Origin of the sequence: Paenarthrobacter nitroguajacolicus, assembly GCF_031455195.1 — a bacterium.
In the GTDB taxonomy this organism is placed as follows: domain Bacteria; phylum Actinomycetota; class Actinomycetes; order Actinomycetales; family Micrococcaceae; genus Arthrobacter; species Arthrobacter nitroguajacolicus_D.
On sequence record NZ_JAVDSH010000008.1, the window covers coordinates 102,412 to 125,392 of the forward strand.

A 22,981-nucleotide genomic window follows, 5' to 3' on the forward strand; every position below is an offset into this window, starting at 1 on the left:
GCGTTGAGCACACTTTCCGGAGTGGCCAAAACGTCCCGGCGGAGTTGGCTCAACCCGTCCACCTGGCACCTGCGTACCCGCTTGGTTCTGGTGGCCATGGTCCTGTTGGTGGCGATCTGCGGTGCGGTAGGCATCGTCAGCTACGCCTCCATGGACATGGTCTTCAACAAGCAGCTCGACAGGCAGTTGGAGCAGGCGTCCAGCCGCGCGAGTGACTTCGGCAGGCCGCCGTCGAACTTTCCCTCTTCCCCGTCCGGAAGGCCGGATCCGCTGGAGGCGCGCGGCCAGGCGGCGGGAACGCTCAACGCCCGGATCGACGGATCAACGGTGCGGAGCTCGGGGCTGATCGACGCCCAGGGAAACCGCGTGTCCCTCTCGGACGACGATGAGCAGGTCCTGCTCTCGCTCCCTACGGACAACAGGCCCGTGGACCGTTCCCTGTCCAATGGCGACTACAGGCTGGTGGCAGTCAAAACCACGTATGACGACGTGATCGTGACAGGCCTGCCATTGGCGGACAAGCAGACCGCCGAGGCTTCGCTGGTCTGGACCATGGTGCTGGTGTCGCTCGGCGGCCTCGTGGTGATTGGGCTCGTGGGCACGGTCATCATCCGCCGGACCATGCGGCCGCTGGAGCAGCTCTCCGAGGTGGCCACGAAGGTTTCGCGACTGCCTCTCGACGCCGGCGAGGTGGCCCTTGCGGTGCGGGTCCCGCCGTCGGCCTCCCATCCTGGAACGGAAGTTGGCAGCGTCGGCCATGCGCTGAACCAAATGCTGAACAACGTCTCCAGCGCCTTGGAGGCCCGTCAGGAAAGCGAAACCAAGGTACGTCAGTTTGTGGCGGATGCTTCGCACGAACTGCGGACCCCGCTGACTGCCATCCGCGGCTACACGGAGCTGCTGCGGATGACCGAGAATTTCACCGAGGACGGCAGGAAGTCGTTGGCCCGCGTCCAAAGCCAGTCAGAACGCATGACCACCTTGGTGGAAGATCTCCTGTTGCTGGCAAGGCTGGACGAGGGTCAACCCGTGAAGGTCACAGACGTGGACCTCACCCAACTGGTGATCGAAACCGTCAGCGACGAAAAAGTCATGGCACCGGACCACATCTGGCAACTCCAACTTCCTGGGGAGCCCATCACCGTCCGGGGTGATGCCACGCAATTGCATCAGGTGCTGGCGAACCTGCTCTCGAACGCCCGCAAGCACACCGACCCGGGAACGACGGTGGTCACCGGAGTCATGCTCTCAGCGGATGGCAGCGCAGTGGTGACCGTGACGGACAACGGTCCAGGCATTCCGCAGGACTTCCAGAGCCGCATCTTCTCCCGATTTGCCCGTGCTGACGCCGCAAGATCGGGGTCGGAGGGCACCTCGGGGCTGGGTCTCTCCATTGTCGATTCCATCGTTGCGGCGCACGGTGGCAGTGTTGAAGTGACCTCACGGCCAGGGCGCACCGAGTTTGCCCTGCGACTCCCAACCACCAACAACGAACGCATGCAACGAATCCGGCAAGACGACTCACCGCTTTCGTGATCTCTGTTACCTAAATGTGACTTCTGCGGAAACCTCCTGTACCGTCGAAAGGGTGGGTTGCCCCTAACCGACCCACATCCGGGATGCGCCGAGCTCTGCCACTTCCCGGAGTCCGATCTTTCTCCGAGGCAGAGACGGGGGACCCAGAGTCTCCGGGCCAGGCATTTTGCCGGCCCTTGGGGTGAAGCCGCAGCGTGATGCGCGGCCGGATGACCTCATCCGAACCCGACAGCTAACTCCGCAGGCGCTGAGAGGTAATCACTATGTCTGAATTTAACGATCAGACGCGCCCTTCCGCGCGTCACCGCGACGAACACAACGCACCGCTGAACAAGTCGCAGGCCATCCTTAAGAACGCAGCCCGCCAGGGTAAGTCCGGCCACCGCATGTCGGTTGTAGCCGGCGTTGTGGCCGCAGCACTGGGCGTTGCATCGCTTGGAACCGCCGCCAACGCAGCTTTGAACCTCCCCGAGGCAAGCCGCGTAGCCGACACCCAGGCCGCCGCCCAGGTCAGCACCAACAAGTCCGCTGAAATTTCCGCTTCGATGGACGCCGCCGCAGCCAAGGGTGCAGCCGACCGGGCTGCTGCTGACAAGGCAGCCGCCGACAAGGCCGCAGCCGACAAGCTCGCCGCCGATCAGGCCGCTGCCGCGCAGGCTGCCGCAGAGAAGGCTGCTGCTGACCAGGCCGCCGCCGCTGCGGAAGCTGCAGCTGCAGCCGCCGCCCCCAAGGCAGTGGACGATCCCGCCGCCGCAAAGGCCTACGCCGCCAGCATCCTTGGCAGCTACGGCTGGAGCGCGGGCGAAATGACCGCGCTGAACACGCTATGGGAGAAGGAATCCGGCTGGAGGACCACAGCCACCAACGCATCCAGCGGGGCCTACGGAATCGTTCAGTCCCTCCCGGCCGGCAAGATGGCCTCCGCAGGTGCTGACTGGCAGACCAACTACCAGACCCAGATCAAGTGGGGCCTGAACTACATCAAGGAACGCTACGGATCCCCGTCAGCTGCCCTGGCCTTCCACTTGGCCAACAACTGGTACTAAGCCAGACTGCTTGACTGCCGCGCCCGATGCCGCCGTTCGCACCAGTACCCACTGGAGCGAAAAGCGGTATCGGGCGCGGCTTTGCCGTTTCACAGTGACGTCACAGCTTCCGCCTAAAACACTCATAATCGGCGGCCGCATGCTGGATGCATGACGCTCACTGATCCTTCGACCTGCGCATCCCGTCATGCAAATAACGGCATGAATTTAGCGATGCCGCCAGAGCCCGCCCAGCGGTCCCGGCGGTCCCCTATTGAAACCCGTACGCCCTCCCCGGTCCTGGACGTCACCATTCCTGCCTTCAATGATGAAGCCAGTCTGGAAGAGAATCTGCGCAGGCTCCACGGGTATCTCAAAGAAAGCTTTCCTCATACTTTCCGGATCACCGTTGCGGACAACGCCAGCACGGACAACACCTTGCGGATTGCCGAGCGACTGGCCCGCGAACTTCCTGAAGTGTTTGTTGTTCGGTTTGAGCAAAGGGGACGCGGAAACGCACTCCGGCAGGTTTGGCTAGCGTCGCCGTCGCCTGTGCTTGCCTACATGGAAGCGGACTTGTCCACGGACCTGTCCGCTGTTGCTCCCCTGCTGGCCCCGCTGATCTCCGGCCACTCCGACCTCGCTATAGGCACCCGACTGGTGCCGGCATCCCGCGTTACGCGCAGCCCCCGGCACCAGTTCGTAGCCCGCAGCTACAACTCACTGTTGCGCACCGTCCTGGGGGCCGAATTCTCCGATGCCCAGTGCGGCTTCAAAGCTATCCGTGCGGACGTGGCCCACCAGCTACTCCCCCATGTCAAAGACGAGGCCTGGTTTTTCGACACTGAGCTGCTGATCATCGCCGAGCGCTCCGGTCTGCGCATTCATGAAGTCCCCGTCGACTGGACCCAAGACCCAAACTCAAGTGTCGACGTCGTACGAACCGCCATTGCGGACCTGCGCGGCATCGGGCGGCTGACCCGGGACCTGAGGCGCGGGCGCATTCCTGTCCGCGAGCTTCGCGCTGCTCTGTCTGCCGGACCCGCCCCTTCTCCTCGGGGCAGCATTCTGGGACGCGTAGTCCCTGTTGTGGCGTGGAGCTTGGCTTACCTCGGAATCTTCCTGGCCTGCAACGGCTATCTCAATGTGGTTGTGGCGAACGTCCTCGGCCTGGCCCTCGCCTCTTGGGCAGTACGCCCGCATCTGGGGTTGCCCGGCTTCGTGACGGGGCTTGCGGTCAGCTCCGGTGCACTCCTGCTGTTGCCCCTCATCACGACGCCGGACCGCTGGCTTGAAGGGGGAGCCATAGTGGGCGCTGCCCTCACCGCCGCGGTGGTCGGAATTATTGCCCGCAGGACTTGAACCTTACGTAACGTGGGGATTTAGCGTTGTGGCTTGCATCCGGTCATCGAAAGTACACGGAGAGTGACGTTCGACGACTTTATCGGATCCGGGCACTCCAGGCATTGGGGCTCCCCCTGGCCGCGGTGGCTCAGGCATTGGAAAAACCGGAAGACGATATCACCGCCTTCCGGGCCCTCCTCCGGCAGCAGCTCCTTCAGGTTCAGCAGCAGGTGCGGCAACTCAAGGCACTGAAAAACCACTTGGCGCAGTTGCTGTCCCGCATGGATGGACCCGCCATGCCCAGGGCCCAGCACATGGCGATGGGTTCTACCGCCGCTCCAGGTCAGGGAATCTCTTGGAGCGAGGTCCAGTGGCATCTGTGGTGGCGCTGTGGTTGGTTGCCTCTGGACATGTCGGGCGATCCTTGGCCGGAATATAGGCACCTTTGTGACGGCCAGGCCTACTTGGCCTAAGGGCTGCCCTGATGACCAATGCGAGGATCACGGCCACAACTACGGCTAAGCCAACCAGCAAACTGTCCATGCTGACACTCTAAAGCCGTGGGAAGGCAACGCCCCCATGGCTCGTCAGGTGAAAGGAGTTCCGCTGGGTCTACGCTTCCGGCTCGGCCGCCACTGCGCCCCGCACTGCCGCTATGGACGCGGCCACGTCTCCGGCGTCGGTGGACCAATTGCTCACCGAGATCCGGAGGATTTCCCGGCCGCGCCAGGACGACCCGGACATCCACACCGCCCCCTCAGCCATCAGTCGCCGGGTGATGCGGTGGGTCCGGTCGTCGCTGCCGAAGCTCACAGAGACCTGCGTGAACACGACATCGTTGAGGACTTCGACGCCAGGAATGTCGGCCAGCCCTTCGGCCAGTGCCCGGGCGTTCGCTGCCAGCCGCTCCACCATGGCGATCACTCCGTTGCGGCCCAGTTGGCGTAAGGCCGCCCACACCGGGATGCCGCGGGCGCGCCGGGACATCTCCGGCACCTTCTCCAGAGGGTCGCCCAGCCCTGTTTCGGTGGCGATCAGGTAACTGGTGTGGACGCTGAAGGCCCTCCTCAAGGACTCGGGCCGGGAAACTATGGCAAGCCCGCAGTCGTACGGAACGTTCAGCGTCTTGTGGGCATCCGTGGCCCAGGAGTCGGCTTCCTCCAGTCCGGCAAGCCGTTCACGCAGCGTCGGGCTGATGGCTGCCCATAAGCCGAACGCGCCGTCCACATGGACCCACGCTCCGCGGTCGTGCGCCACGGCGATGGCTTCGGCCATGGGATCAAAAGCGCCCGAATGCAGGTTGCCCGCTTGCAAGCACACCAGTGTTGGCCCCGGTTGCTCATCCATGGCTTCGGCCAATGCTTCCGGAATGATCCGCCCCTCGCGATCAGCGTCCACGGGAACGCACGCCCCCAAACCCAGGTACCGCAACGCCAGGTCCACAGCGGCGTGGCGTTCCCGCCCTGCGAACGTGGTGATCCGGGGGCCGCCGTTGAGTCCCAGCGCCTCGAGGTCCCAGCCGGCCTCGTCCATCAGATACTGACGACCAGCCGCCAGCCCAACAAAGTTCGCGGTGGTGGCACCCGTGGTGAACCCAACGTCGGCGGTTGCGGGCAGGTGCAAAAGGTCCAAAAGCCAAGCCGCAGCTGATTCCTCGATCGCGGCGGCGGCGGGAGTGGCGAAGCGGAGCCCGGTATTTTGATCCCAGGCGGAGACAAGCCAATCTGCGGCCATGGCAGCGGGGAGGGTTCCGCCCATGACCCAACCGAAGAACCTGCCGGACTGGATGGCCATCAGCCCGGGTTCGGCCAAGGCGGCGAGTTCATCCACTACTTCCGCGGCATCGGTGGCTTCATCAGGCAGTCGCGGGATAATGCTCTTCGCTACTTGGTCGGCATCGGAGGACGGGCGGACAGGGCGGGTGGGCACCGATGCGAGCCAATCTCCGGCGTGCACCATGGCCCGCCCCAATGCATTACCGTACGCCTCCGGCATCGCAGACATGCGCACAGCCTACTCCCGGCAAGCCGGGCCGAACAGTGCTAGAGGGTCAGCGTGAGGAGATGACCGCCGTCGTCATCCTTTACCGAGGTGACCGTCACGGCCGAATAATCCGCTATCCGCCACATACCCGGCTCCAGTTCCGCATTGTGCCTGGCAGCGGCGTTGCCCACCACCACGGTTCGCATCCCGGCAGCGCGGGCTGCCGCAATGCCCGCGGGTGCGTCTTCGAAGACCACGACGTCGGCCGGGTCGGCTCCCAGCAGCGCAGAAGCCTTGAGGTAACCCTCCGGGTGGGGCTTGCCGCGGGTAACTGACTCGGCGGTCACGGTGGTGGACGGCATGGTGAGCCCGGCTGCCCGCATACGGATGTCGGCGAGGATGCTGTCAGCAGAGGTAACCAACGCGATTGCTTCGTCGGGAAGGGCCTTCAAAAGCGCCTCGGCACCGGGAAGCGCGATCACGCCGTCCGTGCGTGAACGCTCCATCTCGCCGAGCTCTGCTGTCAGTGCTTCGAAATCAGCACCGGCCGGCGCGTACCGACGCACGGTGTCGCCGGCCTGGACGCCATGGGAGGTGCGCAGGATTTCGTTGAAGTCCAAGCCGTATCGCTCAGCGAATTCCAGCCACACTTGCTCGACGATCGCCGTGGAATCAACCAGCGTGCCGTCCATGTCGAAGAGGACGGCACGAACAGTCAACACGGGTGCGGCAGGATGGCTCATGGTTCCATCCTGCCGCACACTCAGGGTGTGGTGTTGAAGTGTGACTCAGCCGTTGGGCCGCTGCGGAAGGTACTGCAACGCCCATTTGTTGCCGTCTGGGTCCGCAAAGTAGACGAAGTGGCCCCAGTCCTGGATGTCGACATCGCTGACGTCCACTCCGTTGTCCTTGAGCTGCTGGTGCGCTTTGTTGATGTCGCTGACCACGATTTGCAGGCTCGGGGCTGTTCCGGGAGGGGCGTCGCTCAGGCCCTCGCCTATGGCGATGGAACACGCCGAACCCGGCGGAGTCAGCTGCACGAAGCGGATGCTGTCCGAGGGACGCTCATCGAAATCCGCGTTGAAACCAACTTTATTGACGTAGAAGTCCTTCGCGCGATCGACGTCGGACACAGGGACAAACACCAGTTCAAGTTTCCAGTCCATGCGCCACAGGCTAACGGGGCGCGCCGGAAACCGGTAGGGGTCAATCGTTCCCTGTGGAGATCAGCCGGCCACGCCGTAAAGACGGTCGCCGGCGTCGCCCAGGCCCGGCACGATGTACGACTTCTCGTTGAGCTTCTCGTCAATCGAGGCCAGGACGATTTTCACGTTGGCGTCGGAGAGCTCTTCCTCAAGCTTGGACAACCCCTCAGGAGCGGCCAGCAGGCAGATGCAGGTGACGTCCGAGGCGCCGCGCTTGAAAAGGAACTTGATGGCCTCGCGCAGGGTGCCGCCGGTTGCAAGCATGGGGTCCAGGACGAAGATTTGGCGACCGGTAAGGTCTTCGGGGAGGCGCTCGGCGTAGGTGATGATGTCCAGGGTTTCTTCATCTCGGGCCATGCCCAGGAAGCCGACCTCGGCCGTGGGGACCAGCTTGGTCATGCCCTCAAGCATGCCAAGGCCTGCACGCAGGATGGGGACAACCAGCGGAGTGGGCTTGGTGAAAGCCGTGCCGATGGTGGTGGTGACGGGGGTCTCGATCTCGACTGGTTGCGTCTTGACCTCGCGGGTGGCTTCATAAGCCAGGAGGGTGACGAGTTCTTCAGTGAGTTGCCGGAAGACCGGTGAAGGGGTGTTCTTATCCCGCAGTACGGTGAGCTTGTGAGCGACCAGCGGGTGGTCCACGACGAGTGTGCGCATCCCCCAAAACTATCATTGAGACATGAACGCCACCGAGCCGTATCACGCAGACCACACGGCCTGGATGGGCCTTGCCCTGGACGAGGCCCGGCTGGCACTGAAAACGGACGACGTACCGATCGGTGCGGTCGTCTTGGGGCCCGACGGCGGCGTGCTGGGTTCCGGTCGCAACGAACGGGAAGCGCATGGGGACCCGACCGCCCACGCGGAGGTGGTTGCAATCCGCCAAGCGGCTGCTTCGCTGCGCCAGCGCGCGGCGGAGGCGGGCTCGGACGGTGACGGCTGGCGGCTTGAGGACTGCACGCTGGTGGTCACCTTGGAGCCATGTGCCATGTGCGCCGGGGCCATTGTCCTGGCCCGGATTCCGCGCGTCGTTTTTGGCGCGTGGGACGAGAAGGCGGGAGCGGTGGGATCCGTGTTCGACATCCTCCGCGAGCGCCGTCTCAATCACTGGGTGGAGGTCTACGCGGGCGTGCGGGAGGAGGAATGCGCGGCCCTGCTCAAGGAGTTCTTCGCCTCTCATCGCGTGCCCGGCGGGGGTAATCGCCCGGCCTGATCCTCTTCTTTGTGGGAGTAGCAATGTCAGTTTCCTTCAACCACACCATCGTTTACGCAACCGACAAGCACGCGTCTGCCGAGTTCCTGGCACGCATTCTCGGACTTCCCAAGCCGCAGCCCATGTGGTCCTTTGTCACTGTTTCCTTGGAGAACGGCGTCGCGTTGGACTTCCTTGAGGCGTCCGGGGAGATAGCGCCCCAGCACTACGCCTTTCTGGTCAGCGAAGAGGAGTTCGACCAGATCTTCCTCCGGATCACTGCCGAGCACATTCCTTATTGGGCGGACCCTGCCCGGTCCCGCGCGCAACAGATCAACCACAACGACGGCGGCCGCGGCATCTACTTTTCCGATCCGGACGGGCACTTCCTTGAGGCGATCACCCGTCCGTACGGTTCGGGCTGAGCTGGTTCATTGAAGGCGTCAGCTTTCGGCGGCCTCATCCAGGGCGTCGATCCGCACTTGGCGTGATGCTGGCGAGTCAAGGCTGAACGAGCGGAAATCGCCGAGTTCTTCCCGGATCCACGTTTCCACCTGCGTGATCCTCTCGCGGACCGCCTCCGTCGGCTGATCGAAGGTCCAGGCGGCGATCCGTTCCTTGCCGGGATCGTACTGCCACAGCCCGATGATCCTCCCCCGGTCCAGGATGGGGTGATCCGGGAGGTCGGCTTGAAGCGCAAGCGTGGTGTCCAGGACTTTCTTGCCTTTGTCCTCGTCGTCGAACATGTCCGCAGAGTTCCTCCTGTGGAGGACCAGTGAATCGGTGCCTGCCAGCAGCTGGATTTGTTCGTCGCCCGGCACGTCGAAGTCCGCCAAACGATCGACGTCTGCGGGCAGCATCCAGAGCACGTCCTCGTTCGCTGTTGGCACCTCCACAGCCCCGATGCCAGCGAGCGCCACTTTGCTCTGCGCCACGGTAAACGCGGTGAACCACTGGGTCTGCTTGAAGGTCGCTCCGCCAGTCCAGCGCAGGTACCGTTCGAGCAGGAGGCGGCGGGCGCCGTCGTCGTCCATCCCGCTGGGCTGCAGGCCCCAACCGGTGTAGGCATAGCGCTGCTGATCGAGGCGGCCGTTGACGGGGACGCGGCGGATACGGCCGTCCGCCTGCAGCAGCCCGAGAGCAGTTGGCAGTGTGGTGGAGGCACCCCTCTTCTTGCCTTCCTCTCCCAGGCTGCGGACCGAATCGCCCAGTACGTCCCTGAGCTGTTTGGGGTCCATGGGGCTGCTGGATTCCTTGAGGGCATGCTCCACTTCGTCCTCAAGGAGGGTGACTTCGCCGCGCTCTACGCCCAGCCTCGCCAGCACTTTGAACGGGGCAATCGCGGCGTCGCGGCCGATCTGGAGGGCCCACGCGTAGTCGGCCTGCCCCAGGACGTAGGTGCATCCGCGGGCTGTAGGGAGTTCATGGATTTTCAGGGCTTTGACGTCCTGGTCTGCCTGATCGCGGCTGATCCCCGCCCGCGCGAAGAGCGTGAGGTACGGGTTGGCCCCACCCACCGAACGCGCCCATCCGGCGTGGTCAAGAACTTCCTCGGAGGTCTTGCCGATCAGTGAGCCGTCGAGGCCTTGTTTGTGCCAAGCCCACGCCCGAAGGCGCTCGGGAGTGAGGGTGGCTGCGGCGGGCGCGGTGGCGGTCATGGCCCCATTCTGCACCCTCAGCCGCTGCTACGTGATGGCTTTCAGGACCGTCGCGGCAGTGGCGTCCCAGCTCCGCAGGCTGTCACGGGCTGAGATGGCTGCTCCGCGCCAGCGCTGCTGAAGGGCGGGGTCGGTCAGCCAGTTCCGGAGAGTCATTGTCAGGTTGTGGGGGTCGCTGAGGTCCAGCGCCGCGCCCGCTCCTGTGTCACCGAGCGCTTCAACTGCCCCGGTCCCCCGCCGGACAATCACCGGGACGCCATGCGCCAGCGATTCAGTGACCACCATGCCAAAGCTCTCCGAGCGGGACAGGAGGATGCTGAGGTCAGCTTTGTGCCACTCCTCTTCGAACGCCTCACCCGTCAACTCGCCGGTGATACTGATGCGTCTTTGGAGTTCGTGACTTTCGACGGCGGCCCTCACCTCCGCTGCGTACCTCGGGTCTGCGTCCTCCGAGCCTATGAGGGCGGCCGTCCACGGCAGATCCGCTATATGGCTGAGGGCCTCTACCAAGAGTGTTTGGCTCTTGTTCGGCAGCAGTGCGGCCACGGCTACGATGTGCCGCGGCTGCGATCCTTTGGCGGGGTCTGCTTTGTCGGCCCCGGGCGTGGCGATGACTATATCCTGCGTCCCGTGCTTCGTCTCAAGCTCCGCTGCGGCGTGGGCGCTCGGGCAGATGATCCCCGTGGCGGCAGCCAGCGCCTTGGCCTCAAGGTCATCGTGGTCCGCCAACGCCATGTGGGACAGGATCCAGACCCTGGTTCCATCACCCACTGCGCGTGCAACCTCATCCGGGGCCCCACTCGCCACAAGGCCGTCGGCAATCACTGTTGTACCGCCGTCGAGCGCTTCCGCGAACCGCTGCCTGTCCGCTGGGCTGCCAACCGGCCAATCGCCGTCGACCACTACCGTCTCGATGTCCGCGCCTAAGGCGGTCAGGCGCTCCGCGAGTTTGGCGTTGTATTTGTTGCCGCCGGAGCCGTGGCGGACGTTCCCCGGGACCAGGAAGCGGACGTGCATCTACTTGGCCGGGAGCTCCAGCGAATAGCCGGCCCAAGCGTCCGGGTTTTCGCGGAGGACGACGTCGATCCCGCTGAGCGCGGGGCCGTCTTCTGTGTCCTGGATGCGGGCGGCCATGGCGTCGGCGATGTGCTTGGCGAGTGCCTCGGTGGTGGAGAGCTTGCCCTTGAAAGCCGGGTGCTCGTCGAGGTTCTTGTAGTTCAGGTCCGCCAGGATTTCTTCCAGGATGCCGCCGGCGGCACCGATGTCCAGAACGATCGCGTCGTCGTTGAGGTCCGGGCGGCGGAAGCTGACTTCGGCAACGAACGTGGCCCCGTGGAGACCTTGCGCGGGACCGAAGGCTTCGCGGGGAAGGCTGTGGGCGACCATGAAGTGGCGTCGGACGGTCAGGCTGAACATGTATTAATCCTCCGGGTTGGGGTATGCGACCACATGGCAGAAGCCGCCGGGCTGTTCGAATAGTTTGGCGAGAGTGGCGGGCAGGTTCCGGAACTGGCATTCGCTGGTCAGGAACGTGTCGAACAGCGGATCTTTCAACTGGTTCGCCGCTTCTTGCAAGCGCTGTGCGTTGGTTCGCCGGTGCCTTCTCGGGAGGGCCACGGCGCCGACCTGGCTGGAGCGGATGTTGAGCCTGCGGGCGTGGAAGTCCTCGCCGAGCGGGAGGGTGACTTCCTTGTCCGCGAACCAAGAGAGCTCGATGACGTCCGAGTCGTCGCCGGCCAGTTGGAGGCTCAGCTTGAGGCCCTCGTTGGAGGCGGAGCAGTGGAAGACGATGTCGTTATCGTTTTTGGCGTCTTCAGGCTCGGCGAATTCGATGCTGAGCTTTTCGGCGAGGTTGCGCTTCTCCGGGTCCGCATCCACCAGCTGCAGGCGACCGAGCGGGTACTTTCGCAGGAGCGTCGCCAAGACGCCGCCCACCAAACCGCCACCGACGACGGCGACACGGTCACCCAGGCGCGGCCCCGCTTCCCAGAGGGCGTTGATGGCGACTTCGACGATGCCGGTGAGAACGGCGCGCTTGGCCGGAACATCCTCAGGAATGGCGGTGAGGTTGCTGGTGGGAACAACGTAGAGGTCTTGGTGCGGGTGGAGGCTGAAGACTGTTTTGCCGATCCATTCCTCCGGGCCTTGCTCTACCGTGCCGACGCTCAGGTAGCCGTACTTCACGGGACCGGGGAACTCGCCTTCCTGGTGCGGTGCCTGCATCAGGTCAGCCACCCGTTCCGGGACGCGGCCTTCGTGGACCACGCGCTCGGTGCCCCGGCTTACGCCTGAGTACAGGGTCCTGACGAGGGCTTCGCCTTCTTTCCTTGCTGGCAGGCCTTCCGGGCGCAGCTCACCATCGCCCGTCTCAGTGACCCAGTAGGCGTGGGCTTCGTGCTCTGGTTTCCGTTCGTGTTCCTGCGAAATCGTCATGATGCTTACGAATCTATCGGTGTGGGGCTTTGGACGGAAGTTGGCGTGGAGTGAAGGGCACGCCACGTGCCTTTTGGGGAGGGTTCAGAGGGGCTCGTTTTGGGGAACCGGGCCAATCTCGGGTAGCCTATTTCAGTTGGTGACGTGTCCGAGCGGCCGAAGGTGCAACACTCGAAATGTTGTTTGGTGTAAAAGCCAACGTGGGTTCAAATCCCACCGTCACCGCCAATGAGAAAGGCCCTGCTTCCCTTTGTTTATGAGGGAAGCGGGGCCTTTCTTCATGTCTAGGCTGAGCGTCTGCCCACATTTTGCCCACACTCGACTGTGTAACTGCATGATCTAGAGCGTCTGAAACTGAGTCCAGGTCGCCATCAAACAAGTCTGCGTAAACATCCAAGGTCATCGCTGCCGAACTGTGGCCCAGCATCTTTTGGACTGCCTTCACGTTGGCACCGGCAGAGACCGCGAAGCTCGCTGCGGAGTGCCGAAGGTCATGAGGTGTAATGCGCGGGATCCCGGAACGCTTCACAGCACTGGCGAACCAACTCATATTGTCCTCGTGGACCTGCGCCAGTCTCAGGTGGTGACCATCCTCGCCTGGGAATACCAGATCATCGCGCCCCTTCACTTCGCATTGAGCCGCCAACTGCTCACTCAGGAACCGCGGAACGGAACGGTCCGTTTCTTGTGATTCTTAGGCGTAACCACCTCAATCACGGATCCTACTTGGACGGCGTTCTCTTCCACCATGAAGCGCCGCCGCAGCATGTCCAGGTGTTTGACCCTAAGCCCAGTGGCCTCACCCCACCGCAGGCCGCAGTAAGCCAACGTGAGCACGAGCGCCGGATACTTACTGGCAGCAGCCAGGGCATGCACCTGCACGTGAGTGAGGTAGACGTGAGGTTTCTTGACCTTGCGCGGCAGAGTAACGCCACGGGCGGGATTGCTGATCGTCCTGCGGTCCGCTACCGCATCATCCAGTATTGCCGCGAGGACCCCGCATGCCCGGATTACGAGAGTGGCCCCCTTGGCTTGCGCGGAGTCTTTGCGTCCTTGTCCTTCAGCATCGCGCGGATTTGCACCTCGCTGGTCGCCAATTCCTCCGCCACCTGCTCAATCGTCAGGAAACGCGGACTCGGCTTATCGTCTTCAGACATAAGGAGAACGCTATCAACAGTGGGAACGGCTAGGGACCGGCAGCCAGAGTCCGAGGCGGTTGACTCGTGAAGTTATTTTGGCGGGTCTTTCCGAACGACAACGCCTTCGTCCCCGGGGAGTACTTTGCCCTGATCCCGCTCGGTCTGATCCTCAACGTTGAGCTCCCAAGCGTCTCCCGGCGAGCAGGGAGCAGTGGCACCAACGCTGTACGACTTGTCAGATGCATCAGTATCGAACTCAGCGCGAAGAACAGGACCACCCTCTGCGAAGACGGTCGGGTGTGTCGTTGGGTTCACGGTGCGTACGGTCATGCCCAGGGATTTCCAAGACTCGGCTACGCGTTTGGCGTCTTCAACATGGTTCGTTCCTTGGGGTGCCCAATGGTCGTAACGATAGCTGGCTCCCTTCTCGCCCGACCCTAGGGAGCACTCCTGTGCTCCGGCGACGCCGTTACGGGGCCACCAGCCGGTGACGTCGAGCTGCTTGGTGGTGTTGATGACGAGTTCGACCGCCCGGTCCCGTCCTTCTCTGGCACTCGTTGTCTTTTCCGGTGTCGCTTTGTCTGACATTGTCGCGTTTGGCTCCTTCTCAGCGCATGCGGTTATTGTCATTCCCATCATTAGCACGGCCGTCACGGCCGTGAGGATCCTAATATGCGTCTTAACCGCTGGCATTCGACATTCCTTCCAGTAGGGCCTTTTGCAGATCAGTCGGCCCCAGCGGGACATACGGGGTGATCTTCTCGGTTTCTCCCCTGATTGCCCAGGCTACATTTCTTAGAGACTCTGTTTGCTCGTCAAAATACCGGCCTGTTCGCCACCATCAGACATGAGACCGTTGTGGTCGGTGACGGGCCGTCCGGCGTCGCCGCCGGTATCAGTGCCGAAGGCGTGGGAACCAAACTCCGGTTTGATCGGGTTCACGTGGTGGTCACGGCTGTTTTCCCGGCCGGTCCAGGCCCACTGGTCACCGCTTTCGGTTTCGCCAGGTATCTTGGCGCGCGCATGACCGGAGTATACGTGTCCTGCGTTGAGGTCAGCGGCGGTATGGACGTTATCGGGCAGCCCTGCCGAGCCGAGAGTGACGAAGTTATCCACCTTGATACCCGGCTGAGTCAGGGCCACCGCGGCAGTGGTACTCCCGTACGAGTGAGCCACAATATTGAGTTGCGGCGCACTCTCACCGCGGACTGCAGACAGGCCACCGAGCGCCCCGGCGAGCTTATGCCCACCCGCTACTGCTCGATTCACGTCAAGAACGCCGAGGTTAAGGTTGTTATCCAGTGCGGGCGCGGGCGGGGGTCTCGTACCCAGACCTTTGCGAACTGGCACAGCGATCAAGCGCAGATATGTGTTTCCCTCGATGTCCATCACTCCCTGTTGCACATGCCACGTTGGTTGGGGATTCCGTGGATTGCCCCTGCACCACGGCCCCTCCCAGCTCACTACACCTCTGGCCACGTTCCTCGACGGCTCCCAAGAGGTGGCGCAGACTCCGAGTTCGTTGACCGCCTTCTAGAGAAAGCGCAACTCCTGAGCTTGTGCGCCGCCTTCCCAATCCCATCCGGCTAGAGGTTTTGCCCCTTGGGTCTCAAAAAATCCATCGAGAGCTTGTTCCGCCACCGATGTGGGGACTTTGACGCTGCTGGGCACCCAGCCAACCAAACCGTGCCCATCCAGCGCCACTGAGACTTCCCCATCCTGATGAGGCACCCGGTTAAGGACATGCATTGTGGAGAGATCCCGATCATTATTAGCGACATGCACCACAAATCCTTCCCCATGACCACCCCAAGCCTCGAACCGTCGATGACCGAGAACAACAATAAAACGCCCGTCCCGTGGGCTCTCCCAACTCCGCAGCCGGGACAGCGCCTGCTGCTTGGCCGCTGTAACATCCGCGATCGGCTCCCCTGCCACAATCCACGAAGTAGGCGAAAATTCATGACGCCTGTCAGCGCGAAGGAAAGCAATCTCTCTGCCCATCAGGAACCCGATGGCCGACACCGGGACGCATACCAGGGCGAACCCACGCCAAGGGGCCGGAAGCACGAGCAGCACAGCCACTTCGATCGATATCAGAAGATAGATCACCCAAGTTGGTCCCGTAGCACCTGTCCTAAGCCCCACAGCGACACTCGCCAAAAGTCCTACTCCAACGATCAACATGGCCGGAACCATGTCGTCGCCTGGCCTTGATCCGACAAGAACCATCAATAGGACGATGATAAGGACCGCCGGAATAAGCATTCGCAGCCAGAACTCACGGGGACCGCTGGCGGCCTTGAGCCGAGGCGATTCTTGGTTATCCACTAATTTCCCTGATACCAAATTTCCTCAAACCAGGAACCCCATCCGGCCCGGAACATGGTCCTAACGGCCTGTCAGCCGCGTCGCCTCGGCCACGTCGCCCGTCCGCCATTCCGGACCAAAGGATGACATCGTGGGGTTCCTGAAGAAATCAGCCAAGGCCCGTTCAACCGAGTCCAAGTTATTAACCAGATACATCGGCATTAAACCCTCCAAACCACCCATGGGAACCTCCACGGACTGGTCCGTCCGTCCAGCGGGATGCACCAACACTGCCCACGAACCGTCATCAGCAGCAACAGCATTCCGGTGACACACCATTCCTGTTTCAACACCACCAGCCACTTCAAAACGCGCTGAGCCGTACTCGACCGTCAAACGCCCGCGCTTTGCCCCATCCAGGGAATGCAGGGCCTCATCCGCCACCCGCCAGGCCTCCGTCGCTGAACCAAATCCACGCTTATCCACCGTCCAAGGAGCCGCCGGGACCCTCGTTTGGCTCCTGGCAGCACGTCCCCATGCCAAACCTGCAAACGCTCCCGCGAGGAAGCCGCCAAACCAGGCATACCCAGACACGCCCAAGACGAACCACACCACGACGAACAAAACCAGAACAACGGAACCCATCCACTGCCGGGGTACGCCAAATCGAAGAAACAAGGCACCCGCAGCCAGACCGACAAGTAACGACCCGACCTCCAGCAGAACTCTGTCGTTCGGCACAAACACCATCACAGAGAGCGTGGCCAGCAAGACCACCCCACTGAAGATCAGGAAGCCTTTCCAAGGGCTCCGCCGATTCTTTGTCACAACTACCAACTTTCTTGAATCCCCTTTGTCACCAGCCAAGACGGCCTTGCAAGAGATCCCCACCGAATCCAACGGCGCCACCCACGGCGCCACCATTCCACAGCCCTACAGTATTCGTCTGGTTGGGATTGAACATGCCATTCAAGGTTCGAGGCGCAAAATAGGGCATCTGCTGCAATGTGTCCACACCATTCTGGGTGAGGTTCGGAAGCCGCCCCGGCAGCGCAGAGGCGCCTGCGCCAATTGTGCTCGATAGGCCTGAGGCGCCAGCCCCAAATAGACCCGTTACGCCAGCCTTTGTAGGGTCAATCGGGTCGCCGGAGACCACGTTCTCGAGCATGGAGCCCGCACCCGCACCAACACCGCTGATGGCCGCTGTTCCAACCTTGGCACCAAGGCCGCTAGCCGAAAGAGTCATGCTCCTTGCAATCGTTCCGCCAGCTGGCCCAGCCAAGCCGCCGACGGCCCCGCCTAGGCCACCACCAGCGACTTTCCCGGCGAAGTCCCACCCGTTTTTGATTTGCCAGCCATTTTGAGCAAGATATGAAGCCCCGCTTGCGCCGGCACCAATGACACCGTTGGCACCGGCACTGGCTCCCAGCGCCGCGGCAGCTTGGCCAGCAGGTGCGGCGGCGAGGATACTCTTGGTCCACATGGCAGCACCACCCCCCGCAGCACCAGTGACCGCTCCTACTGCCGTGTTGCCGAGGACCGACCACCAGTCCACAGCACCGGTCTGCGCCTTTTGCGAAAAAACGGTTAGACCCCCGGACGTAAGCGCACCGGCGATGGCTCCTGCCGCAATGATGTTGAGTCCTGGAACGAACATCGCAGCGATACCACCGGCCACGGCCAGTCCTGCCACGACGTATTCCCAATGGCTACCTGCCGACTGGTCGTAGGCTTTCAGGTCGGCGTCGGTCAGGGGTCGCAGGCCGGTGGGGTCAGAAGTGTTGAGGGGGTTGTTCCCGGCGTAGGCGTAGGGGTTCCCGTCCCAGCCCGCGCCGAGGACAGGGGCGAGAGGGTCGGTGGAAAGGAAGCCCCGGGTAGCCGGGTCGTAGGCGCGTTTGCCGAGCCATTCGAGTCCGGCGATGTCGATCCCGCCGCCGGCGGTCAGGGCGATACCGGCTGGCAACACACCACCGGCACCCAAACCCGCACCAGCACCGGCACCAGCTCCTGCACCGTTTGTTGTGGTGGCGCCCGGGGCGGGGGTGGTGGGGGTGCCGAGGACGGCCCAGGGGTCGTGTTGGTCGGTGGGGCGGGCGGCACGCCACCCGGGCGCGGTCCACGCTTCGCCGATGCCGGTGACACCGCCGGGCAGGGACAACACCTGCGTGGTGTTGGCACCGGCCAGGGTCGGCACGGGTGCGGCGGTGTCCCACCACAACGGTGTCCCGTCCACGGTGGCGAGTTCACCGAGCGCGTCAACGTGGAGCCGGTGCCGGGATACCTCGGCCCCGTCCCGATCCTTCTCGATGGTCCCGGCAAGGTACCCGGTGGGGCCCCAGGCGTATTCGGTCCAGGACCCCTCCGCCCCGATCACCCTCACCCGACGCCCCAACCCGTCATACACAAACTCGGTCCGGGCACCATCAGGTTCCGTGAGAGTAAGAAGCTGCCCTGCGGCGTCATAGGCGAAGGTGCGCGCCCCGGCCGGGGTGGTTTCGCGGAGAAGCCGCCCACCGGCGTCGTACTCCCACCCCAACACCGAAGGCGAGGCCTCCGAGTCAGTCACGGTGCTGGTGGTGGCGGAGGTCATTTGCCCGGCGGTGTCGTACCCGTACCGGGTCACGGCACCGTTCCGGGTCAGGGCGGTGATCCGCCCGCTCCCGGGCTCGCGGCCGATCAGGGTCACGTCAGCTGCGCCTGGGTTAGCGGTGTGGGTGCGGGTGTGCTCTGCAAGGTTCCCGTCCCGGTATACCCATTCCTGGGCCAGGTCCCCGGTGGTCGCGGACGTGATCCGGCCGGAGGGGTCGTGGGTGAAGGCGGCGTCCCCCAGCAACGGGTTGGAGACCTTCACGACCCGGCCGGCGGGGTCGCGGGTGTAGCGGGTGGTGGTGCCGGTGGGGTCGGTGAACGCGGTCCGGTTCCCGTCACCGTCGTACTCCCACGACAGCGCTTGGGTCCCGTTCCCGTTGCCGTTGCCGTTGGACTTTCGGGTGAGGAGGCCGCGGCGGTCAAAGCACAGTTCGTGCTCCACCGCGTACCCCGCCCCGGCTGTGTGGTCGGTGATGACCACCCTGCGACCGGCAAGGTCACGGGTGATGGCGGCGATCAGTGTCCCGTCCACCGAGGTGGACGCTTCCCGTCCTGCGGTGTCGTAGGTCCAGGTGGTGGTGTGCCCGTCCGGGTCCGTTTGCGACAGCTGCCTCCCCGCCGGGTCATACGTCGCAGTCGTGACCCTCCCGAGCGGGTCGGTGACACTATCGACCTGGTCCGTGGCCGTGTAGGTCCGGGTGGTGACCCCGCCGGTGGGGTCGGTGATGCGGGTGAGGCGGCCGCGGGTGTCGTACTCGAACCGGGTCCTGCCACCGACCCCGTTGATGGTCCCGATCAGTTCCCCGGCAAGGTTGTATTCAAAGCGGCGGGTCCCGTACCAGGAATCCTGGGCGAAACTCAGCCGCCCGACCTTGTCGTACCCGTACCGGGCCGTCCCCTCCCCCGGAGTGTGCCGTGCGATCAACCGCCCGCAGGCGTCGTAGGCGAAGGTTTCGACCTCCCCGGTCGGCAGCGTCCGGGCGGTGAGGCGCTGGTCGGGGTCGTAGGACAGTTCCGTGACCGCCCCGACCGGGTCAATACTGCGGAAGGGGCGGCCGCAGTGGTCGTATTCGAACCGGGTCACCGCCCCGGTCGGGGAGGTGATCGAGGTGATCTTCCCGGCAATGTCGCGGCCCAGGACCGTCAACCCGCCCTCACCATCGACCAACTCGACAGGGTTCCCCGCCGCGTCATAGCTCACCAGCTCCGCGGACCCGTCGACAGATTCGACTTTTGTGGGGCGGCCGTACTCATCAAAACTGTAAATATTCGTGGTGAAGGCGTCGGTCAGGGTCGCGGTGCCGCTGGTCCTGTCGGTGACCGCGCCGGTGCGGACACCGGTCGGATCCACGACGGCGGTGAGGGCGCCGACTGTGTCGTACTCCCGCACCCAGTCATGCCCGCCCGGGTCCGTGATCCCGACGAGCCGGGAGAGGTTGTCGTGGGTGAAGCCCCACTTCGCCCCGTCCGGCAGCACCGCGGCGGTGAGGTTCCCGAGCTCATCAACTACCCGTTCGATACTGCGGCCGAGCGGGTCGGTGGTGCGGGACAGTTCCCCGTTGGGGGCGTACTCGAACAGCGTCCTTCCCCCGTCAGGGGCAACCATTGCGGTGGTCCGGCCCGCGGTGTCGTGCTCGAACGCCCACACCGCCCCGTCCGGATCCACCCGGCGCACCAACACCCCGGCATCGTCATAACTGAACCGGGTCACGGCCCCCGACGGGGTCAACGCCGTCACCGGACGACCCGCCTGGTCCCGCACGATCCTCGCGGTCTCCCCGGCAGCGTTGCGGGTTCCGATGAGGTCCCCGAACGTGTCGTACTCAAAACCAATGCTGACCCCGACCGGGTCAGTGACCTGGGTCAGGAGCCCGTCCCGCCACTGCAGCTCGGTCCGGCCACCCAACGGGTCCACGACCACCGAGGGGTCCCGGGAGAGGTCATCGGCGTACTCATACATCACGGTCGCGCCGGACGCGGTGACCAGGGTGGTGATGCGGTCCTGCTCGTCCCACCCATACGTCAGGTCCGCGCCCTCGGGGGTGACGGTGCGGATTTTCCGTCCGCGGGTGTCGTAGCCGTGGACAGTGACCGCACCGTCACGCTCGGTCAACGACACCAGATTCGAGTGCGCGTCATAGGACATGGACTGGCGCCGGTCCTCCGCGTCCAGCACCCCCACCAGACGGCCCTTGCCATCAGCAACCCAGGAATTGGACCGGGACCCGTCCTCATCGGAGACCACCGTGACCCGGCCCGGTAAATACGCGAACCGCGTCCGCCGCCCATGCTGTGTGACCTGCAAAACCACCCGGCCGGCCTCGTCATACGTGTTCTCGGCCTCCACCACCCCCGCAGCAGAAACCACCGAACCGATGAAGCCCTGCTCGTTCCACCGATAAATGCGGGTCCCGGTCTCCGTACCCACACTGGTCAGCCGGCCCTCGGCGTCGTACCCGTACTGGACCCGGCGCCCATCCGAGGAACGAACCACACCGACAACACCATCAACATAATCGATCTCCACGAACCGGCCCCGCACATGCACCAACCGGCACACCACCCCCGGCCCGCCGCCGTCGACCGCTGCCTCCGCATCCGGCGAAGCCGCTGCTTCGCGGTGGGCGGAGACGGTCCGGCCGGGCCCTGCCCCAGTCCCAAGCCACACCCCCGCGGTGGTGTAAGCCCACCAGGCGCCCTGGTTATCGGCCACGACCAACACCTCAACGGTGCCCTCCGGCAAGGAGGTCAATTCCCCGAGGAACGGTGTCGTGGCGGGGTGGCGGGTGAGCCAGTAATTCTCCCCGACCGCGCGGGCCCAGCCGGCCCCTTCGCGGGGGAAATCCACCGCCCGGCCGTCAGCCATCACCCAACGGCACCCCTCATCCGACAAGACCAGGTGCTGGTCCAACACCGAAGCCCACCCAGGACCAAACACCCCAACAGTGTCCAAGGCAGAACCGAGGGAGTTATACATCCGGGTGAGAACCAGGTCCGAGCAGGCCCCGGCGAACCCCAGATCCGTTTCGGGTTCAATGAAGTTACCCGTGGCCGTGTTCACCGGATCGTTCGCATACCCGGAGGTGGGCATCGCCCCGGCCGCCGTGGGCGGGTCAATGACCAACCCGGTCCGGTTCGCCGAGACCCCGGCCGCGGCCAGTGCCTCGTTCACCGCCGCGTCCGACAGGGTCGAGACCGCGCCCTCGCTGCCGGCGGCAGCGAACGCGTCCGCCACCACCACCGCCCACGCCGCGTCAGCTTCGTTCAACCGCAAATACTCCCGGAACGCTGTCACCACACCAGCAGCCTCGATCCGGCCCCACCCGCACCGGTCCGCGAACGACGACAACTCCCCCTCCAGCGACCCCGGCACCGACGAAACACCCTCATCCAGACCACGCGAACCCGCAGCGAAACTCCGCAACGACTCCGGACGGGCCGAGGACACCCCGCCCCCATACCCGCCACCCGGGCCCGGGGTCTCCCGCGGCCCCGACGGAGCAGACGCAGACGGGAACGACGGCGCACTGCCCGGCTCCATATTCGGCCGCGCCTCCTCACCACCCCACCAGTCACCAACCTGCTCAAGCCAGTTCCGGTTGTTATGCCGGCGCACCCACTCATTGTTCTGCCGTCGCCGGTCATCCTCGTCCCGCGCCTCCGAAATCATCGTCCCCACATACCCGGCCACCGTCCGCAACGCCGCGGCCAGGGACTCCGCGTCCCGGGACGCCGTAGCCGCGTTCGCCGCGAACACCTCCGAAAAATGCCCCCGGAAATCCTCCCCAGCCCCCGTCACCAACGGCCCACGCGAACCCGAATGCTCCAAAACCCGCGACGCTGCGGACTCAAAAGCACCCTTCACCGACTCAGCAACCCCATACACAAACCGGCCACCATGGCCAGCATCGGAATCCGGCAACAACGGCATCTCAACGAACTCGGTCACAACCACAGCCCCCCACAGAACAAGAACGCGAACAAAACCAACAAACCCTCAAAACCCGCACCACAACAGAGCGCACAACCACCACAGCGCAACGGCCGGGCAACCACACCACGCATCAGCGCGGCACGATCACCCGGCCCTCACACCAAACCCACTACAAAATCAGGCCCCGCCACCGGCAGAGAAAATATCCTGCGAAATCTTCTGCAACTGACCGCGCAACTGCTCCAGCTCTTCCTTGGCCTTATCCAACGCAGCCTTCGTCTCCGGCCACGTCGAACCACGGAACTCAGCAGCCAACGGCCCATCCCACACATTCGGATCCGACAACACACGACCCTGCGCATCCAACGCCGAAATCTGATCCGTAAACCCACCAGTAATAATCGACTGCACCTGACCAATAGCAGCCTTGGCTTGCTCAGTAGACAACACACGCGACATAGAACTTTCCTCCCAATAAGAACAATCGCAACACCCAAGCCAAAACCAGCCCAGGCGACCAGACGATGCCTAAACTACCAACAGCACCTAATAAATCCAACAAACAGAGAAACAAATCCCCATAGACGCGAGATGACTTCGACCTGCAGCGATACCCGCGCAACCGGATTACTC

General features: G+C 63.8%; 22 protein-coding genes, 1 tRNA gene, 1 pseudogene and 1 riboswitch. Of the genes and pseudogenes, 7 read left to right on the forward strand and 17 right to left on the reverse strand.

The genetic code is table 11. The annotated features are described in order from the left end of the window. Positions 1-3: 3 nt before the first annotated feature. The 4 genes from J2Y68_RS16555 (at position 4) to J2Y68_RS16570 (ending at position 4,378) form a co-directional block, all read left to right on the forward strand. The gene (locus tag J2Y68_RS16555; protein WP_309994889.1) at positions 4-1,536 is read left to right on the forward strand and encodes a HAMP domain-containing sensor histidine kinase; all 1,533 of its coding nucleotides are present in this window, start codon (positions 4-6) and stop codon (positions 1,534-1,536) included. Positions 1,537-1,636: 100 nt separating this feature from the next. Continuing rightward, positions 1,637-1,795: riboswitch (cyclic di-AMP (ydaO/yuaA leader) on the forward strand. A gap of 4 nt (positions 1,796-1,799) precedes the next feature. Next, a complete protein-coding gene (locus J2Y68_RS16560) occupies positions 1,800-2,582 on the forward strand; it encodes an aggregation-promoting factor C-terminal-like domain-containing protein (protein ID WP_309994890.1) in 783 nt (260 codons plus the stop codon). 213 nt (positions 2,583-2,795) lie between these two features. Beyond that, a complete protein-coding gene (locus tag J2Y68_RS16565; protein ID WP_309994891.1) occupies positions 2,796-3,923 on the forward strand; it encodes a dolichyl-phosphate beta-glucosyltransferase in 1,128 nt (375 codons plus the stop codon). Between the two features lie 26 nt (positions 3,924-3,949). Next, complete coding sequence (locus J2Y68_RS16570) at positions 3,950-4,378, forward strand: helix-turn-helix domain-containing protein (RefSeq protein WP_309994892.1); 429 nt, start codon at positions 3,950-3,952, stop codon at positions 4,376-4,378. 139 nt (positions 4,379-4,517) lie between these two features. Here J2Y68_RS16570 and J2Y68_RS16575 read toward each other — a convergent pair whose 3' ends face one another. From J2Y68_RS16575 to upp, 4 genes are read right to left on the reverse strand one after another with little or no spacing between them, the layout of a single operon-like run. After that, positions 4,518-5,909: a pyridoxal phosphate-dependent decarboxylase family protein gene (locus J2Y68_RS16575; RefSeq protein ID WP_309994893.1), complete on the reverse strand. Its 1,392-nt coding sequence runs from the start codon at positions 5,907-5,909 to the stop codon at positions 4,518-4,520. 38 nt (positions 5,910-5,947) lie between these two features. After that, on the reverse strand, positions 5,948-6,631 hold the full coding sequence (locus tag J2Y68_RS16580) for an HAD-IA family hydrolase (RefSeq protein ID WP_309994894.1): 684 nt from the start codon (positions 6,629-6,631) through the stop codon (positions 5,948-5,950). 45 nt (positions 6,632-6,676) lie between these two features. Then, positions 6,677-7,054, reverse strand: a complete 378-nt coding sequence (locus tag J2Y68_RS16585) for a VOC family protein (protein ID WP_309994895.1) — start codon at positions 7,052-7,054, stop codon at positions 6,677-6,679. A gap of 60 nt (positions 7,055-7,114) precedes the next feature. After that, on the reverse strand, positions 7,115-7,750 hold the full coding sequence (gene upp / locus J2Y68_RS16590; protein WP_017198151.1) for a uracil phosphoribosyltransferase: 636 nt from the start codon (positions 7,748-7,750) through the stop codon (positions 7,115-7,117). A gap of 22 nt (positions 7,751-7,772) precedes the next feature. Between upp and J2Y68_RS16595 the strand changes: the two genes are divergently transcribed. Together J2Y68_RS16595 and J2Y68_RS16600 are read left to right on the forward strand one after the other, a co-directional pair. Further along, entirely contained in the window at positions 7,773-8,306 is a 534-nt protein-coding gene (locus J2Y68_RS16595) for a nucleoside deaminase (RefSeq protein WP_309994896.1), read from the forward strand. A gap of 23 nt (positions 8,307-8,329) precedes the next feature. Next, positions 8,330-8,710: a VOC family protein gene (locus tag J2Y68_RS16600; RefSeq protein ID WP_309994897.1), complete on the forward strand. Its 381-nt coding sequence runs from the start codon at positions 8,330-8,332 to the stop codon at positions 8,708-8,710. 18 nt (positions 8,711-8,728) lie between these two features. On the opposite strand, the gene J2Y68_RS16605 is transcribed toward J2Y68_RS16600, so the two are convergent. Genes J2Y68_RS16605 through J2Y68_RS16620 form a run of 4 tightly spaced genes read right to left on the reverse strand, consistent with a single transcriptional unit; the run spans position 8,729 to position 12,376 of the window. Beyond that, on the reverse strand, positions 8,729-9,943 hold the full coding sequence (locus J2Y68_RS16605) for a DNA glycosylase AlkZ-like family protein (RefSeq protein ID WP_309994898.1): 1,215 nt from the start codon (positions 9,941-9,943) through the stop codon (positions 8,729-8,731). A 27-nt stretch (positions 9,944-9,970) separates the two neighbouring features. Continuing rightward, positions 9,971-10,960 (reverse strand): glycosyltransferase family 4 protein, encoded by a 990-nt coding sequence (locus tag J2Y68_RS16610; protein ID WP_309994899.1) that lies wholly within the window; start codon positions 10,958-10,960, stop codon positions 9,971-9,973. Beyond that, complete coding sequence (locus J2Y68_RS16615; RefSeq protein ID WP_211711465.1) at positions 10,961-11,359, reverse strand: 6-pyruvoyl trahydropterin synthase family protein; 399 nt, start codon at positions 11,357-11,359, stop codon at positions 10,961-10,963. A gap of 3 nt (positions 11,360-11,362) precedes the next feature. After that, positions 11,363-12,376 (reverse strand): zinc-dependent alcohol dehydrogenase, encoded by a 1,014-nt coding sequence (locus tag J2Y68_RS16620; RefSeq protein WP_309994900.1) that lies wholly within the window; start codon positions 12,374-12,376, stop codon positions 11,363-11,365. 138 nt (positions 12,377-12,514) lie between these two features. Here J2Y68_RS16620 and J2Y68_RS16625 point away from each other — a divergent pair. Then, positions 12,515-12,604: transfer RNA gene (locus J2Y68_RS16625), tRNA-Ser, on the forward strand. Between the two features lie 205 nt (positions 12,605-12,809). On the opposite strand, the pseudogene J2Y68_RS16630 reads toward J2Y68_RS16625, so the two are convergent. The 9 genes and pseudogenes from J2Y68_RS16630 to J2Y68_RS16670 form a co-directional block, all read right to left on the reverse strand. After that, a pseudogene (locus J2Y68_RS16630) lies at positions 12,810-13,004 on the reverse strand (tyrosine-type recombinase/integrase); the annotation flags it as partial. Between the two features lie 26 nt (positions 13,005-13,030). Then, complete coding sequence (locus J2Y68_RS16635) at positions 13,031-13,258, reverse strand: site-specific integrase (protein WP_309994901.1); 228 nt, start codon at positions 13,256-13,258, stop codon at positions 13,031-13,033. A 128-nt stretch (positions 13,259-13,386) separates the two neighbouring features. Beyond that, complete coding sequence (locus tag J2Y68_RS16640) at positions 13,387-13,533, reverse strand: hypothetical protein (RefSeq protein WP_309994902.1); 147 nt, start codon at positions 13,531-13,533, stop codon at positions 13,387-13,389. 72 nt (positions 13,534-13,605) lie between these two features. After that, positions 13,606-14,103, reverse strand: a complete 498-nt coding sequence (locus J2Y68_RS16645) for a hypothetical protein (protein WP_309994903.1) — start codon at positions 14,101-14,103, stop codon at positions 13,606-13,608. Between the two features lie 207 nt (positions 14,104-14,310). After that, positions 14,311-14,904: an alpha/beta hydrolase gene (locus J2Y68_RS16650; protein WP_309994904.1), complete on the reverse strand. Its 594-nt coding sequence runs from the start codon at positions 14,902-14,904 to the stop codon at positions 14,311-14,313. Between the two features lie 144 nt (positions 14,905-15,048). Next, entirely contained in the window at positions 15,049-15,846 is a 798-nt protein-coding gene (locus J2Y68_RS16655; protein WP_309994905.1) for a hypothetical protein, read from the reverse strand. A 60-nt stretch (positions 15,847-15,906) separates the two neighbouring features. Next, entirely contained in the window at positions 15,907-16,692 is a 786-nt protein-coding gene (locus tag J2Y68_RS16660) for a hypothetical protein (RefSeq protein WP_309994906.1), read from the reverse strand. Then, positions 16,682-22,363 (reverse strand): DUF6531 domain-containing protein, encoded by a 5,682-nt coding sequence (locus tag J2Y68_RS16665; RefSeq protein WP_309994907.1) that lies wholly within the window; start codon positions 22,361-22,363, stop codon positions 16,682-16,684. The genes J2Y68_RS16660 and J2Y68_RS16665 overlap by 11 nt, the downstream gene beginning before the upstream one ends. A 162-nt stretch (positions 22,364-22,525) precedes the next feature. Next, complete coding sequence (locus J2Y68_RS16670; RefSeq protein WP_026547649.1) at positions 22,526-22,807, reverse strand: hypothetical protein; 282 nt, start codon at positions 22,805-22,807, stop codon at positions 22,526-22,528. Positions 22,808-22,981 lie beyond the last annotated feature (174 nt).

Bases quoted from the DNA above. Each gene is read 5' to 3' on its own strand.
- J2Y68_RS16560 (WP_309994890.1), top strand. From the start codon at position 1,800: ATGTCTGAATTTAACGATCAGACGCGCCCTTCCGCGCGTCACCGCGAC.
- J2Y68_RS16565 (WP_309994891.1), top strand. From the start codon at position 2,796: ATGCCGCCAGAGCCCGCCCAGCGGTCCCGGCGGTCCCCTATTGAAACC.
- J2Y68_RS16575 (WP_309994893.1), bottom strand. From the start codon at position 5,909: ATGTCTGCGATGCCGGAGGCGTACGGTAATGCATTGGGGCGGGCCATG.
- J2Y68_RS16580 (WP_309994894.1), bottom strand. From the start codon at position 6,631: ATGAGCCATCCTGCCGCACCCGTGTTGACTGTTCGTGCCGTCCTCTTC.
- J2Y68_RS16585 (WP_309994895.1), bottom strand. From the start codon at position 7,054: ATGGACTGGAAACTTGAACTGGTGTTTGTCCCTGTGTCCGACGTCGAT.
- upp (WP_017198151.1), bottom strand. From the start codon at position 7,750: ATGCGCACACTCGTCGTGGACCACCCGCTGGTCGCTCACAAGCTCACC.
- J2Y68_RS16595 (WP_309994896.1), top strand. From the start codon at position 7,773: ATGAACGCCACCGAGCCGTATCACGCAGACCACACGGCCTGGATGGGC.
- J2Y68_RS16600 (WP_309994897.1), top strand. From the start codon at position 8,330: ATGTCAGTTTCCTTCAACCACACCATCGTTTACGCAACCGACAAGCAC.
- J2Y68_RS16605 (WP_309994898.1), bottom strand. From the start codon at position 9,943: ATGACCGCCACCGCGCCCGCCGCAGCCACCCTCACTCCCGAGCGCCTT.
- J2Y68_RS16610 (WP_309994899.1), bottom strand. From the start codon at position 10,960: ATGCACGTCCGCTTCCTGGTCCCGGGGAACGTCCGCCACGGCTCCGGC.
- J2Y68_RS16615 (WP_211711465.1), bottom strand. From the start codon at position 11,359: ATGTTCAGCCTGACCGTCCGACGCCACTTCATGGTCGCCCACAGCCTT.
- J2Y68_RS16620 (WP_309994900.1), bottom strand. From the start codon at position 12,376: ATGACGATTTCGCAGGAACACGAACGGAAACCAGAGCACGAAGCCCAC.
- J2Y68_RS16640 (WP_309994902.1), bottom strand. From the start codon at position 13,533: ATGTCTGAAGACGATAAGCCGAGTCCGCGTTTCCTGACGATTGAGCAG.
- J2Y68_RS16645 (WP_309994903.1), bottom strand. From the start codon at position 14,103: ATGTCAGACAAAGCGACACCGGAAAAGACAACGAGTGCCAGAGAAGGA.
- J2Y68_RS16650 (WP_309994904.1), bottom strand. From the start codon at position 14,904: ATGGACATCGAGGGAAACACATATCTGCGCTTGATCGCTGTGCCAGTT.
- J2Y68_RS16670 (WP_026547649.1), bottom strand. From the start codon at position 22,807: ATGTCGCGTGTGTTGTCTACTGAGCAAGCCAAGGCTGCTATTGGTCAG.